The following is a 13,396-nucleotide window of genomic DNA, read 5'->3' as shown; positions in this document are numbered from 1 at the left end:
ATCAGATGGAATGTCCGTTACCACGGTGACGTTAAGGCCTGACATCGATGGAAAGGTCAAACCGCATGCTGATCGGTGAGTTGTCCCGGCGCACCGGGGTCAGCGCGCGCCTGCTGCGCTACTACGAGGCCCAGGGGCTGCTCGACACCAGCCGGGGCCCCAACGGCTACCGCCACTTCGGCGAGGACTCCGTGGTCACGGTGCGGCAGGTGCGCGCCTTGCTGCGGGCCGGCCTGTCCACCGAGGTGATCCGGTCGGTGTTGCCGTGCGCGCGGGGCGAGCGCCCGGACATCGAGTGGTGCGCCGAGTTGTGGGACATCCTGAACGGTGAGCTGGCGACCATGGACCAGCGTATGGACGAGCTCCAGAGCAGCCGTGACGCTCTCGCCGGTCTCCTGGCGCGGCCCTGAGTCAGGCGGTTCGAGTCGCGGTGACCGCCACGGCGGTGTAGCTCATCGTGAAGGCACCGCCCATCGCGTCGATCGCGGCGCCGATGGCCGACAGCAGCTCGTCCCGTTTGGCGGGCGGGAGCCGGGTGCCGCCTCCGTGCGTGGGCACCTGGTCCAGCCACGCGTCCCGGGTGTAGGTGTGCTCCCAGCCGATGTGCCAGTGCTCCGGGTCGCCGAACGCGCCGGCCTCGCGCATCCCGTCCGCGGCCATGGCGCACATCGCGGTGTACGCCTCCGTGACCGGCTTCGTGTGGTCGTAGCCCGGCATCTCGGGTAGCACCTGGCGGTAGGCCGCGGCGAAGGCCTCGTTCAGGCCGGGCGGAGGCTGGAACGCGTTCCAGAACAGGGCCAGCCGTCCTCCGGGCCGCAGCACCTCCGCCGCCTTGGCCGCGCCGGCGACCGGGTCCACCCAGTGCCAGGCCTGCGCGGCGATGACCGTGTCGAAGGTCCGGCCCGCGGCGTCCCAGGCCTCGAACGTCGACACCTCGCATGCGACTCCGGTGCGCCGGGCCAGGCCGGCCATGCGCTCGTCGGGCTCGACGCCGAGCACCGTGCAGCCGGCGGCCCGGAACTGGCGGGCGGCGATGCCGGTGCCGCAGCCGACGTCGAGCAGGTCGGGCCCGGGGGCGGCGGCGACGATGCGCTCCACCAGGGCGTCAGGGTAGCGAGGGCGGGTGCGGTCGTAGCGTTCGGCGTCCGTGCCGAACGACTCGGCGACCTGGCGGAGCCGATGGGGCTGGTTGTTTTCCCGCGGGATAGTGGGCATGTGCCCACCATAGTGGGCGTCTGCCCACTCGTCTAGCCTGGGGGTGCCCGGCGACGGTTCGAGGAGGGACGCGCGGTGCCGACAGGGGTGGCCATGCGCGACGTGCGCGAGCAGCTGTTCAACGCCGCGGAGCGCATCCTGCTCCGGGCCGGGCCGAGCGGGCTGACCAGCAGGGCGCTCACCACCGAGGCCGGCTGCGCCAAGGGCGTGCTGCACCGCCACTTCGCCGACTTCGACGCCTTCCTCGCCGAGCTCGTCCTCGACCGCATCGGCCGCATCGACGCTCAGGCGGCCGCCCTGCGCGCCTCCGCCGGCACCGGCACCGTCGCCGGCAACCTCACCGGAGCGCTGGCCGGGGTGTTCGAGTCGGTCGCCGTGGCGATCGTCGGCCTCATCACCTTCAGGGACGAGCTGCGGGCCCGGCTGCGCCGGACCCTGCCCGCCGGGATCCCGCTCCTGGCCGAGGCCACCACCATGATCGCCTCCTACCTCGCAGAAGAGCGCGAGATGGGCCGCATCGCCGCGGACGCCGACGTCGACACGCTCGCGCTCGCTCTCGTCGGGTCCGCGCACCTGCTGTACGCAGGCCGGGAAGGCGCCCCGCCGGAGGCCGGAGCCGTCGAGAGCGTCGTGACCACGGTCATGGCCGACGTCGTGCAGCGACGGCTGCTCTGACCCGCGTGGCAGGTGCTCAGCCGGCGTCGGGAACGTACGTCAGGTTGAGCACGCCGGTCTCGAAGGTCTCCGAGTTGACCAGCTTCAGCGGGTGGGTCGGGGTGTCCTCGAACAACCGCTGGCCGCGACCCACGGCGATCGGGTGGACGAGCAGGTGGAGCTCGTCGAGCAGCCCGTTGGCCAGCAGCCACCGCACGGTCGTCGCGGAGCCGGACATCCCGATGTCGCCGCCGCTGACCTCCTCCTTGATCTCGCGCAGCCTGGCCGCGACGTCGCCGGAGACGATGGTGGTGTTGTCCCAGTCGGCCTTCTCCAGGGTGCTGGACACGACGAACTTGCGGGCGTTGTTCATCGACGCGGCCACTTCCGGGTCGGCGTCCGTCGTCGTCCAGTACGTGGACCACTCGTCGTACAGTTTGCGGCCCATCAGCATCGCCGCCGTGCGTCGCATGCTCGCCTCGACCACGGCGCCCATCTCGTCGTTCCAGTAGGGGAAGTGCCACTGGTCCGGCGACTCGACCACGCCGTCCACGGAGATGAAGAAGCTCGAAATGATCTTAGCCATCGTTCGGTTCCTAGTCGTCGGAGGTGTTCACGGGATGGTGCGTACGCGCCGATGTGAAGGTTAGGCAGGAGGGGCGCTCACGTCTTGTACAGAAGCGACAGCGGCTCGTCCGGCTTCTGGGCGCTCAACTGCGTGGCGGTCCGCCCGACGTAGCGGGTCAGCGACCGCGCCAGGTGCGGCTGGTCGAAATAGCCGAGCCGGTGGATCACGTCGCCGACCGGCGTGCCCTCCTGGATCAGGACCGCCGCCTGCCTGGCGCGCGAGATCCGCTGGGCGGCGCCGCGCGTGAGGCCGGTCGCCGCCATGAAACGCCGCTGGACGGTGCGTTCTGACACGTCCGGCGCAGCGCCGCGCAGCACCGTGGCGACGATGGGGTCGCAGTCCACCACTCCCTCGCGCACCATCCGCCGGACGAACGCCTCGGCGTTGTCGTAGCCGGGAAGGCGCCAGGTGGAGCCCTTCAGCCAGAACGACCTGCGCGTCGCGCCGGGGATCTCCACGGCGCCGTTGACGAGCCGGCCGCTGGGCAGATGGGGCATGGACGTGCCGAGCGGGAACGTGATCCCGAAGAACGTCGCGTCCTCGGGCACGGGGGCGGTGCTCGCCGCCGTCTCGGGCCCTCGTACGGCCACGCTGACCTGACCGCGGTGTTCCCAGAGCACCAGCTCCCAATGGGCGGTCGCGATCGACGTCATCCGGGCGATGTCGTGGCTGCGGCTGCGCCACACCCGCTCGATGTACGGCGAATCGGATGGTCGGCTCTCGACGTGCAATCCCATCCTGGTCGTCCCCCTTCGCCGCGTATGGCACCCCTGAGCAGGCAGTCTGGCACGATTCCTGCCGGGCGTGTAGGGCACGGGACGCCCGGATCGCCCAAGGAAATAACAGTACTTATATAAGAGCTGTTATAGTTGTCCCATGGCCGACCCCAACACCCCGGACCCCACCCGCGAGAGCCTCTGGCGGCCGCTGCGGGTCCTGCAGGCGTCGATGGACGCCGACATCGCCCGGCTCTACTCCGACAAGCGCATCGAAGGGCTCAAGCCGAGCTTCGTGATGGAGTTGCTCCGGCTCAACGCCCTCGGGCCGATGACCATCACCGAACTCGCCGAGTCGGTCGGGCGGACGCACTCGGCGCTGAGCCAGAAGGTGGCCGCCATGCGGGAGGCAGGCTGGGTCGAGACCGTGCCGGGTGACGACGCGCGCAGCAAGAAGGTGACGCTCACCGACCACGCCCGCGGCGTCGTCGGCCGCCTCGCTGCGGAGTGGCGGGCCACCGAGGCCGCCGTCGCCGAGATCGAGGCCGAGATCCCCTATCCGCTCACCCGGGTCGTCGCCGACATCGAGCAGGCCCTGGCCCGCAAGAGCTTTCACGACCGCATCGCCGAGAAGCTGGCGCACGACGCCGCGTGGGAGTGACGGGCGTGCCTGGTCAGGCCTGAGGGCCGCGGGGCAGGCCGGCGGTGTACGCCGCCCAGTCCGCCGGGTGCGCCATCCCCTTGCGCACGGGCACCTTCCTGGCCCTGCCCGCCTCGTCGACGACGATGCGGTTGCCCTCCAGGCGCGGGCTCCCGCCCGCGGGGATGGGGAATCTGCGTTCGGCCGGCCCGATCGGCGCGGCGAGAACGATGGCCTGCGGCTCGACCCGGAAGTACGGCCGCCGCAGGTAGACGACGCCGAGTCCGGCGACGATCAGCCCGACGACGATCGTCGGGCTGAACGCGCCGAGCAGGAGGAGCCAGAGCTGTAAGAGGACCAGGACGGAGCCCAGGATCAGGAACGTCCAGCCCAGCAGCGGGTTGTAGCGGATCTTCATGGGGATTGGTCCTTCGCCGACGGATGTGTGCCGGCTCACGATCCTCGCCGCCGGCGGTCCAGGGGGCAAGCGGGCCGAGCGGGGGCCGCCAACGAGAGGTCCGAAGGCCGCCAGCGCCCGGCCCTCGTCCGCCGCGAAAGTAGAGCGCCATGAGCACTGTCACCGGCACCCACACCCTCATCGAGCCGAACATCCTCTACTTCGGCACCCCCGTGGTCCTCATCTCCTCCATGAACGAGGACGGCACCCCCAACCTGGCGCCCATGTCGTCGGCGTTCTGGCTGGGCTGGCGGGCGGTGCTGGGGCTGGCGGTGCGGTCCAAGACGTCGCAGAACCTGCTCAGGACCGGCGAATGCGTGCTCAACCTCCCGTCCGACGCGCTCGCGCCGGCCGTCGACCGGCTGGCGCTGACCACCGGGTCCGACCCCGTGCCCGAGCGCAAGCAGGTGCGCGGCTACCGGCACGTGGCGGACAAGTTCCGGCGGGCAGGGCTGAGCGCCGTCCCGTCCGAGACGGTGGCGCCGCCCCGGGTCGGCGAGTGCCCGGTCGCGATGGAGGCCGTCGTCGAACGCCACCACCCCGTGGGGGACGAGGGCGGGATCCTGGCGTTCGAGGTGCGGGTGCAGCGGGTCTGGGTGCACGACGGGATCCGCATGGCGGGCACGGACGACCACATCGACCCCGACGCCTGGCGCCCGCTGATCATGAGCTTCCAGAAGTTGTACGGGCTCGGCCCGCAGGTGCACCCGTCCACGCTCGCGCAGATCCCCGAGCGGCTCTACCGCGGCGCCGACCTAGAGCGGGCCCGCACCGTCCACCAGAGCCAGCCATGAGCGGCCGGCGCAGACCCGGCTGATCTCCTCGAACGCCAGCCAGCCGGCGCCGGTGGCCTCCGACCCGGCGGGCGGCCGGGTCGGGGAGCCCGGCTCCGGGAGCGAGGCCCGGAACATCACCATGTACGTCAGCGGCGGATAGCGGTAGCCGTCGGGCGCCGGGGCGAGCAGCTCGATGCGCTGCCAGGCGAAGGCGGACAGCGCGGACGAGGGCAGGCGCAGGCCGGTCTCCTCGTACAGCTCGCGGACCGCGGCGCCGGCCGCCGTCTCGCCGGGTTCGAGGTGGCCGCCGGGGATGTCCCAGCCCTGCCCGTCCACGCGCGTCATGAGGGTGCGGCCCGCCCGGTCCGACACGAACGCGAACGCGCACGTGGTCTGCTCCACCGGCGGGATGGTCGCGGTGCGCATCAGGTCCATGCGGTGCGCCACGGGGACATAGGGGACCGTGCCGGTCAGGAGCAAATCTGTCATGTCTCCATCGTGCCCGCGATCACACGCCCCGGCGCATGGCCCGGTTGCCGAGGTGGAGCCCGACCGCGGCCACCGCGCAGGCGGCGGCGGTGCCGTACAGGATGGAGGGGCTCGCGAGGTGGCCGGCGAAGAGGGCTCGCTGGGCGTCGACGATGTACGTGACCGGGTTGGCGTACCCGATGGCCCGCAGCCAGGCGGGGCCGGTGTCCAGCGGGAGGAGCACTCCAGAGCACAGGAGCAGCGGGAAGAGGATCGACTGGCTGACGATGTAGAACAGGGTGCCGCCGGGCGCCGACTTGATGGCGAGGACGAACGAGAGGGAGCCCAGCCCGACCCCGAAGATCACCAGCAGCACGAGACCGGCCAGCACGCCCGCCGGATGGAGGTCGAAGCCGAGGGGCAGCGCCAGGAGGATGATCAGCACGGCCTGGGCCAGCAGGACGATCATCTCCTTCATGGTCCTGCCGACGAGCATCGCGGTGCGGTTGAGCGGCGTGACCATCAGGCGCTCCATCGAGCCGCCGATCAGCTCGACCAGCAGCGTGTAGCCGGCGCCCATCGGGCCGGTCAGGCACATCATGACGAGGATCCCCGGCACGAACCACTGCCACGACGAGCCGACCGCCCCGTCCAGCAGCGACCCGAACAGGAACAGGAACAGCAGCGGCTGCCCCATCTCGAAGAGGAGCCCGACGGGCTCGCGCAGGGCCGGCCTGGCCTCGCGCGAGAGGACGGTTGCGGTGTCACGCAGGAATGTCGTCATCGGTGAGGCTTCTCCCGGTAAGAGCGAGGAACACGTCGTCAAGGGTGGGGCGGACGGTCTCGGCGGTGGTGACCTTGATGCCGGAGCCGTCCAGGGTGCGGAGATAGTCGGGCAGCGCGGCGGCGGCGTTGGGCACCTGGAGGCGCACGGTGGTGCCGGTCGCGGTCCCTTTGCCGATGCGGGCGGCCGTCGCGGCCTCCTGCTCGGTGCTGGTGGTGATGGTGATGTGGTCGCCGGCGAGGTCGTTCTTGAGCTGTTCCGCGGTGCCGTCCGCGATGATCTTCCCGCCGTCGATGATGACCACGCGTTCCGCCATGGTGTCGGCCTCCTCCAGGTAGTGCGTGGTGAGGAAGAGCGTCGTGCCGAACGTCTCCCGCAGCCGGAGGATGTGCTGCCAGATGTCGGCGCGGCTCTTCGGGTCGAGGCCGGTCGAGGGCTCGTCCAGGAAGAGCAGGTCGGGGCGGTGGATGAGGCCGAGGGCGATGTCCAGGCGGCGGCGCTGGCCGCCGGAGAGGGTGCCGGGCTTGCGCCTGGCCAGCGGCACGAGGTCGAGCAGGTCCAGCAGTTCGTCGGCGCGGGCGGCCGCGTCGCGGATGCTCAGGCCGTAGCAGCGGCCCTGGGTGATGAGCTCGTCGCGGACGAAGAAGTTCTCTCCCGCGCTGTTCTTCTGGCCGACGTAGCCGATGCGGGCGCGGACGGCGGCCGGGTTCTCGCCCACGTCATGGCCCGCCACCCTGGCGGTGCCGGAGGTGGGCGGCAGCAGTGTGGTGAGCATGCGCAGGGTCGTGGACTTGCCTGCGCCGTTGGGGCCGAGGAACGCCACGAGCCGGCCGGCCTCCACGTCGAGGTCGATGCCGCGAACGGCGGTGACGGTCTCCTTCTTGACTCTGAACTCTCGGGTCAGGCCCCGGGCGTGGATCATGGTCGGTCTCCTCTGGGCATGGCGAAGAAACCCCTGGTCGGGGCGGGCAATCCGGAATGGGACAAGTTTGTGCAGGGGAAACCGGGTTTGGCAAACGCGAATGTCACGTTCATGAACCGCTGTGACCTGCGGAAACGACGTCGTCGACGGCCGCTCCCACATAGGCGATTTCGGGGCTCTGAAGTGCGGGTTTCCGGATAGCGGAGAAGTTTTTCCCGACGAGCGCCCGGGGGCGGCGGTTCTGGCAGCATGTCGGGTCATGCGCAGACTTGCCGTGCTGGTGAACGGGCTGCCGGGAGCGGGGAAGAGCACGCTGGCCCGGGCGCTCGGCCGCGAACTCGGGCTGCCCGTGTTCTCCAAGGACGATCTCAAGGAGACGCTGGCCGACGTCCTCGCCAGGCCCGACGGCGTGGAGGCGAGGGAGTGGAGCAGGCGCCTCGGGATGGCCGCGGGCGAAAGCCTGTGGACGTTGCTGGCGAACTCCCCGCCGGGCGCGGTGCTGGAGAGCCCGTGGCTCGCGCCGCTGCGTCCCGTGGTGCTGGCCGGTCTCGACCGGGCGGGCGTCGCGCCGGCGGAGGTGCGGGAGGTCTGGTGCGAGGTGCCGCCCGGCGTGGCGAGGAGCCGGTACGAGCGCCGGGTGCGGCATCCGATCCACCATGACGCCGAGGTCGATGACGGGCGGTGGCGGCAGTGGGCGGCGGCGGCGCGGCCGCTCGCGCTGGGGCCGGTCATTTCAGTGGACACGTCGAAGAAGGTGAATATCGCCGAACTTGCACGTTCGTGTATGGCTCAGGAAGGATCTCCGGCGTGAAACGTCTGTGGTTATCAGCGGTCATTCTGGCGACGGGGATGACGGGAGTCGCCGAGGCCGCCGACGGCGTTCCCGGGGTCGACGTCAGCAACTGGACCGGTGACGTCGACTGGGAGAGCGTGTCCCTGGGCGGTGGGAAGTTCGCGTTCGTGCAGGCCACCGAGGGGGGCGACTACCGCAACCCGCGTTTCGAGACGCAGTTCGGCGGCGCTGCGGAGGCGGGGCTCTTCCGCGGTGCCTATCACTTTGCGCAACCGCACGAATCCGACGGGACAACTCAAGCCGACTATTTCCTTCAAAATGGCGGCGACTGGATCGGCGACGGCCAAACCCTGCCCGGGGTCCTCGATGTGGAGGACAATCCGTACAAAGACAAGAACGGCAAGAACTCCTGCTACGGCCTGTCGACGAAGGACATGGTCGGCTGGATCAAGGACTTCACCGTCCGATACCGCAGGGCGACCGGCCGGCACGTGATCATCTACACCACGGCGAGCTGGTGGCGGACCTGCACGGGAAACTCGGCCGCCTTCACGTCCAACCCCCTCTGGCTGGCCCGCTGGGGCAGCGAGCCAGGTGCGCTGCCGAAGAGCTGGAAGAGGCACACGTTCTGGCAGTCGGCGGAGAAGGGCGCGCTGGCCGGCGGCCAGAACGCGTTCAACGGCAGCGAGTCCCAGCTCAAGGCGCTGGCCAACCCGCCGGCCGAGGTGATGGTATCGGGCGAGGCCAGGAGCCGGACGTCGTACAGGGTCGTCGTGACGAACACGGGCCCGCACCCTGTCAAGGACATCAAGGTGTCGGGGCGCGCGTTCGGCGGGCAGCGGGTGGTCGAGGCGCCGGCGTGCAAGTTCAGCGGCACGGCGGTGTCGTGCCGGATCGAGGAGCTGCCGCGGGCGAAGAAGGTGTTGTTCGTGTTCACCACCAAGCCCAGGAAGGCGAAGGGCACGGTCGGCATGAAGGTCACCGTCGGTTCGGTGAAACTCACCCTGAAAGCGCGATAAGGCAGGATAAATCCCAAGTCCCGGTGTTAAAGGGGGTTTGGGATGAAGCGGCGGCTGGTTGTGGCGGTGGCGCTGATCCTGCTCACCGCCACGGCCTCGGTGCCGCTCGGCCTGTCCCTGCCGCCCAGGATCGTCCAGATCGCCTACGAGATCGAGCGGTACGGCATCGCGTACTCGTGGGGTGGCGGCCACGCCGAGGAGCCCGGCCCGTCGAAGGGCACCTGCAGGGGTTACCGGGGCAGGATCAAGCCCTGCCCGGCGGCCAGGACGCGCGGCCTCGACTGCTCGGGGCTGGCCCGATGGGTGTACGCGCTGGCGCACGGCAGGGACGTGCTGGGGCCGGGCAACACCGACGCGCACGTACGGAAGATGCGCCGGGTGAAGTCCCCGAAGCCGGGAGACCTAGCCTTCTTCGGAAAGATCACCAAAAAGACCGTCAAAACCCATCATGTCGGCATCTACCTGGGCAATGGAACGATGATGAACGCACCCGAGACCGGGGCGATCGTGCGCGTCGACGACATGGCCGAGAAGGAGGACTTCGCCGGCTTCTACCGCTACCGCCCGCCGCGTACGGTCCGGTGACGCGTGTGGCGGCCGGAAATTGAGAGACCCGGTGGCTAATGTGTGCGGCTATGGACAGGCGATGGGTCGGCCTCGACGGCTACGAGATCCTGCCGGCCATCCGGGCCGGCCGGCAGGTGTTGCGCGTGCGCAGGCACGGGTGCGTGATCGCCGACTGCACCTCGGTCGCGCAGGTGGCCAGGCTCGTCGATCTGGCCGACCTGTGCGAGGTCATCGAGCTGCCCGCCCGGCGCCGCGCACAGGTCCCCGCGGAGGCCGGAACAAGTTCGCATCAGGGCTGAGCGCCGTGTATGGTTACACCTGTCCGCAGCGCCGGACAGGCCCCTATAGCTCAGTCGGCAGAGCGTCTCCATGGTAAGGAGAAGGTCAACGGTTCGATTCCGTTTGGGGGCTCCCACCTTGACCAGCCATAACGCCCGACCCGCCAGATAGCGGGCCCGGGCGTTTCTCCTTGAGTGCGACGAAAATGCGATGACCTTGGACAGTCACGCGTCCCGCACTCGCCACTCAACCACCTCGCCGCACGGCGCGATCGGCGTCTTGCGGCTGTCACGGAACGGAGCGCGCTTGCGGTGACCTCGGCCAGCCGCCACTGGCCCCACTCCGGCAGGACGTGGGCGCGAAACAGTAGGCGTAGGTGCCGCGCGAGCGTACCCATCGGTCAAGGCCGCCGTGGACGGACGGGTCGACGCCGGCGTTCCGGCCGACGACGACGCCGGTCACCTGGTCGGGCCGGACACGGGCTCGGCGACGTCACGCGCCGGCCGCAACTCGTGCTGCACATCCACCAGCTCGGCAAGGAGCGGCCGTGAGCGTGCGGGTCCGCATCGACGAGGCGGCGCTGTGTCGCATGGCCCACCGGCATGACAGCCCGGTGGCGGTGGCCGCAGCGGCCCCCGAGGAACTACTCCGTTGAGCTGCGCGATCGTGCGGTTCGGAGGTCTTTGAGTTGCGTGAGCGGACCGGGATGATCGCCCGTGTCGCGACCAGCTCGGGGTGTGCACGACGACCGGGGAGGGTGAGGACTCCTGCGTGGTGCTGCGGCGCGGGCACGGCGGCCTGACCACTGAGTGCGAGGCCCGCGCTCGCGGGTGAGACGTTTCTGGGGCGCTGCGAGTGATGTGGTGGCGAGTGATGCGCCCTGCATGACAAAATGCTCACAATGTGGGTCAGAAGTGCCGTACTGGACTGTTCGGGTTTTCGGGATAAAAGGTGCTGGACGTCCTCGTGCGGTCGGACCGCTGTTTTGTGACACCTGTAGTCAAGTGAGGTATGAACGTGCTTGCTCGTACCAAGTTCACGGCCGTGGCGAGCGCCGCAGTGCTTGCGGCCGGGATCGTCTCCACGATTGCCGCTCCTGCCAGCGCGGCCGCCGTCGGCCCGTGTGGAAGCGGCTACAAGCTCGTGGGCACCTACAACATCAGCAAGGACGGGCAGAAGTACGGCGTCCTCGAGGTTCGGTGGAATGCCGGCACCGGGAAGAACTGCGCGTTGGCCTACGGCTCCGGATCGAACTATGGCCGAGCCGACTACAAGGCGGTGCGGATCCGATCGTCCGACAAGACGTCCTGGGCCGACACCGACTGGGGGAACTTCTCGAAGTACGCGGGTCCTGTCTATGTCGCCGCCAAGAACAAGTGCATCGATGTATCCGCCCACGTCGAAGGCAGGTCCGGGAAAAAGGGGTTCGTGTACAAGCGTGACGTCCACTGCGGATGACCAGCGCGGCGCTGTGGAGAGCGGGGCGGTGAAAGCGGTCGCCATGCCATAGCCCACGGCCGGGGCACTCGCTGGGCATCCGATGACGGGTGCCCAGCCTGTCCGTGGCCATGTGAAAGAGTCCCTTCACGGTCATGCTGGAGGAGTGGAGGAGAGCGGGGCAGAGGAGTTCGCGGTGACGATCTCGCAGGGGACTGGGGAGAACCGGAGGGACTGACCGGGCGGTGTGCGGGCCGCGCGCCGAGATGGCCACGCTGACCGAGCGACGCTCGGATGAGTCTCGGGCCGCGCGCCTCTCGTCGCACGGCACCTGGCGAGCGGTGGATCCGAGGTTCGTCCCCGAGCATGTCGGGCGCTCCGGATTTCGGTTGCCGGGGTTCCTGAGGCATACTGGAGAGACCCCGCCCGGTGGAGCGAGTTGCTGATGTGCTCGCCACGTCGGGTATTCTTTACGACGGCCGGTGTCGTTACCGGCTCAAAGGCGGAGTAGCTCAGTCAGGCAGAGCAAACGGCTCATAATCGTTGTGTCGCCGGTTCAAGTCCGGCCTCCGCTACTGCCCAATCCCAGGTCCACGGCCTGGGCACGGGTGTGTCCATGTCCCGAACGTAGAAAGGCACTCCCAAGTGGCTGCCACCGACGTTAGGCCGAAGATCACGCTGGCCTGCCAGGAGTGCAAGCACCGCAACTACATCACGCGGAAGAACCGGCGCAACGACCCGGATCGGCTTGAGCTGAAGAAATACTGCCCCAACTGCCGCTGCCACCGCGCGCACCGCGAGACCCGCTAGGTTCGCACCGGGCAGGGGCCTCGGCCCCCCACATACGCTCCATCGCACAGCCGGCGTCCCTTCGCAGGGCGCCGGTTCGTCGTGTCCGCCCCCGGCCCGCCACATGTGGCGCTGGCCCGTGGCCGGCTCGTGGCGTGCCCTTGAACACCTGCCGGCCGAAGCGGGAAACGGTGGCCTCGATCGTGCCGGGGTGGAAGAGGGCTGCTGGGGGCGGGGGCGGCACGGCAAAATCCGGGCCATCTCCCGCGACAGCCGAACGTTGTTCTGTTAGCGTCGCCCTCAGCAGCGCTCGGCTGGAGACGTACGAGGAGCCACTGATGGCCTTGAACCGTGACTTCGTGGGCCGGAGCTATCCGCCCAGCGCCCCATACGAGGTCAGCCGGGTGAAGATCAGGGAGTTCGCCACCGCGATCGGCGACAACAACCCTCTCTACCGCGACAAAGATGCCGCGCAGGCCGCCGGCTACCCCGACGTGATCGCGCCGCCGACGTTCCCGATCGTCTTCAGCCTGCAGAGCGGCGGGGAGGCGCTCGCCGATCCCGGCCTGGGGCTCAACTTCGCCATGGTCGTCCACGGCGAGCAGCGCTTCGAGTACGTACGTCCCGTCGTCGCCGGCGACGAGCTGGTCACGACCGCGACGATCACCGACATCCGCACCGCCGGCAGCAACGAGCTGCTGACCGTGCGCAGCGACGTGACGACCGTCGAGGGCGAGCCCGTCTGCGTCACCTACAACACGGTCGTCGAGCGCGGAGGGGCCGCCTGATGGCCGCCACGGTGAAGTACGACCAGGTCGAGGTCGGCCAGGAGCTCGCCCCGGTCGACTACCACGTGCGCCGCTCCAACCTGGTCATGTACGCCGGGGCCTCCGGCGACTTCAACCAGATCCACTGGAACGAGCGGTTCGCCAGGATGGTCGGGCTGCCCGACGTGATCGCGCACGGGATGTACACGATGGCGCAGGCCGGCCGGTTCGTCACCGACTGGGCGGGAGATCCCGGGGCGGTGGTCGACTACGGCGTGCGGTTCTCCTCGATGGTGGTCGTGCCCGATGACGACCAGGGCGCCACGATCACGGTCAGCGGCGTGATCGAGGAGAAGCTCGAGGACAAGCGGGTGGTCGTCGGGCTCGTCGCCAGGTCGGGGGAGGCACAGGTGTTGTCCAAGGCGCGTGCGGTGGTGCAGCTGACCTGAGCCTCGGCGGGCCGGGATGATAAGTCGGCCCGCTTT

Annotated in this window: 19 protein-coding genes and 2 tRNA genes; 14 read left to right on the top strand and 7 right to left on the bottom strand. The window is 69.5% G+C overall.

Annotated elements, in window-relative coordinates:
• Positions 1–65 precede the first annotated feature (65 nt).
• Entirely contained in the window at positions 66–410 is a 345-nt protein-coding gene (locus ACZ6SA_RS06330) for a MerR family transcriptional regulator (protein ID WP_347649244.1), read from the top strand.
• Position 411: 1 nt separating this feature from the next.
• Here ACZ6SA_RS06330 and ACZ6SA_RS06325 read toward each other — a convergent pair whose 3' ends face one another.
• On the bottom strand, positions 412–1,215 hold the full coding sequence (locus ACZ6SA_RS06325; RefSeq protein WP_465826892.1) for a class I SAM-dependent methyltransferase: 804 nt from the start codon (positions 1,213–1,215) through the stop codon (positions 412–414).
• Between the two features lie 75 nt (positions 1,216–1,290).
• Between ACZ6SA_RS06325 and ACZ6SA_RS06320 the strand changes: the two genes are divergently transcribed.
• Positions 1,291–1,890, top strand: coding sequence for a TetR/AcrR family transcriptional regulator (locus ACZ6SA_RS06320; RefSeq protein WP_465826890.1), 600 nt, complete (start codon positions 1,291–1,293; stop codon positions 1,888–1,890).
• Positions 1,891–1,906: 16 nt separating this feature from the next.
• Here ACZ6SA_RS06320 and ACZ6SA_RS06315 read toward each other — a convergent pair whose 3' ends face one another.
• Entirely contained in the window at positions 1,907–2,455 is a 549-nt protein-coding gene (locus ACZ6SA_RS06315; protein WP_465826889.1) for a dihydrofolate reductase family protein, read from the bottom strand.
• 77 nt (positions 2,456–2,532) lie between these two features.
• Positions 2,533–3,234 carry a helix-turn-helix domain-containing protein gene (locus ACZ6SA_RS06310; protein ID WP_465826888.1) on the bottom strand — a complete coding sequence of 234 codons (702 nt, stop codon included), beginning with the start codon at positions 3,232–3,234 and terminating at the stop codon, positions 2,533–2,535.
• A gap of 139 nt (positions 3,235–3,373) precedes the next feature.
• Between ACZ6SA_RS06310 and ACZ6SA_RS06305 the strand changes: the two genes are divergently transcribed.
• Complete coding sequence (locus ACZ6SA_RS06305) at positions 3,374–3,874, top strand: MarR family winged helix-turn-helix transcriptional regulator (RefSeq protein ID WP_347649239.1); 501 nt, start codon at positions 3,374–3,376, stop codon at positions 3,872–3,874.
• Positions 3,875–3,887: 13 nt separating this feature from the next.
• Here ACZ6SA_RS06305 and ACZ6SA_RS06300 read toward each other — a convergent pair whose 3' ends face one another.
• Complete coding sequence (locus ACZ6SA_RS06300) at positions 3,888–4,271, bottom strand: hypothetical protein (protein WP_347649238.1); 384 nt, start codon at positions 4,269–4,271, stop codon at positions 3,888–3,890.
• 149 nt (positions 4,272–4,420) lie between these two features.
• Between ACZ6SA_RS06300 and ACZ6SA_RS06295 the strand changes: the two genes are divergently transcribed.
• The gene (locus ACZ6SA_RS06295) at positions 4,421–5,104 is read left to right on the top strand and encodes a flavin reductase family protein (protein ID WP_465826886.1); all 684 of its coding nucleotides are present in this window, start codon (positions 4,421–4,423) and stop codon (positions 5,102–5,104) included.
• On the opposite strand, the gene ACZ6SA_RS06290 is transcribed toward ACZ6SA_RS06295, so the two are convergent.
• The 3 genes from ACZ6SA_RS06290 to ACZ6SA_RS06280 are packed head-to-tail and all read right to left on the bottom strand — an operon-like array spanning position 5,066 to position 7,260.
• Complete coding sequence (locus tag ACZ6SA_RS06290; RefSeq protein WP_465826885.1) at positions 5,066–5,575, bottom strand: NUDIX domain-containing protein; 510 nt, start codon at positions 5,573–5,575, stop codon at positions 5,066–5,068. The two genes, ACZ6SA_RS06295 and ACZ6SA_RS06290, sit on opposite strands and share 39 nt — an antisense overlap.
• 19 nt (positions 5,576–5,594) lie before the next feature.
• Positions 5,595–6,338, bottom strand: coding sequence for an ABC transporter permease (locus tag ACZ6SA_RS06285; protein ID WP_347649235.1), 744 nt, complete (start codon positions 6,336–6,338; stop codon positions 5,595–5,597).
• On the bottom strand, positions 6,319–7,260 hold the full coding sequence (locus ACZ6SA_RS06280) for an ATP-binding cassette domain-containing protein (RefSeq protein ID WP_465826883.1): 942 nt from the start codon (positions 7,258–7,260) through the stop codon (positions 6,319–6,321). The genes ACZ6SA_RS06285 and ACZ6SA_RS06280 overlap by 20 nt, the downstream gene beginning before the upstream one ends.
• Positions 7,261–7,519: 259 nt before the next feature.
• Here ACZ6SA_RS06280 and ACZ6SA_RS06275 point away from each other — a divergent pair, with 259 nt between their 5' ends.
• From ACZ6SA_RS06275 to ACZ6SA_RS06230, 10 genes are all read left to right on the top strand, one after another.
• Complete coding sequence (locus tag ACZ6SA_RS06275; RefSeq protein WP_347649233.1) at positions 7,520–8,071, top strand: P-loop nucleotide/nucleoside kinase family protein; 552 nt, start codon at positions 7,520–7,522, stop codon at positions 8,069–8,071.
• Positions 8,068–9,072, top strand: coding sequence for a lysozyme (locus ACZ6SA_RS06270; RefSeq protein WP_465826882.1), 1,005 nt, complete (start codon positions 8,068–8,070; stop codon positions 9,070–9,072). The genes ACZ6SA_RS06275 and ACZ6SA_RS06270 overlap by 4 nt, the downstream gene beginning before the upstream one ends.
• Before the next feature lie 42 nt (positions 9,073–9,114).
• Entirely contained in the window at positions 9,115–9,657 is a 543-nt protein-coding gene (locus ACZ6SA_RS06265; RefSeq protein WP_465826880.1) for a C40 family peptidase, read from the top strand.
• A gap of 50 nt (positions 9,658–9,707) precedes the next feature.
• Positions 9,708–9,938, top strand: a complete 231-nt coding sequence (locus ACZ6SA_RS06260; protein ID WP_347649230.1) for a transposase — start codon at positions 9,708–9,710, stop codon at positions 9,936–9,938.
• A gap of 39 nt (positions 9,939–9,977) precedes the next feature.
• A tRNA-Thr gene (locus ACZ6SA_RS06255) sits at positions 9,978–10,050 on the top strand.
• A gap of 879 nt (positions 10,051–10,929) precedes the next feature.
• A complete protein-coding gene (locus ACZ6SA_RS06250; protein WP_465826879.1) occupies positions 10,930–11,376 on the top strand; it encodes a hypothetical protein in 447 nt (148 codons plus the stop codon).
• A gap of 480 nt (positions 11,377–11,856) precedes the next feature.
• Positions 11,857–11,930, top strand: a tRNA-Met gene (locus ACZ6SA_RS06245).
• 70 nt (positions 11,931–12,000) lie between these two features.
• The gene (gene rpmG / locus ACZ6SA_RS06240; RefSeq protein ID WP_019632658.1) at positions 12,001–12,165 is read left to right on the top strand and encodes a 50S ribosomal protein L33; all 165 of its coding nucleotides are present in this window, start codon (positions 12,001–12,003) and stop codon (positions 12,163–12,165) included.
• A 317-nt stretch (positions 12,166–12,482) separates the two neighbouring features.
• Complete coding sequence (locus ACZ6SA_RS06235) at positions 12,483–12,932, top strand: MaoC family dehydratase N-terminal domain-containing protein (protein WP_465826878.1); 450 nt, start codon at positions 12,483–12,485, stop codon at positions 12,930–12,932.
• A complete protein-coding gene (locus ACZ6SA_RS06230) occupies positions 12,932–13,360 on the top strand; it encodes a MaoC family dehydratase (RefSeq protein WP_443154523.1) in 429 nt (142 codons plus the stop codon). The genes ACZ6SA_RS06235 and ACZ6SA_RS06230 overlap by 1 nt, the downstream gene beginning before the upstream one ends.
• The last annotated feature ends 36 nt before the right edge of the window (positions 13,361–13,396 follow it).

Source organism: Nonomuraea sp. NPDC049378 (genome assembly GCF_055586745.1).
The sequence above is the reverse complement of the archived record's forward strand: the minus strand, read 5'-3'. Positions and strand labels throughout refer to the sequence as shown.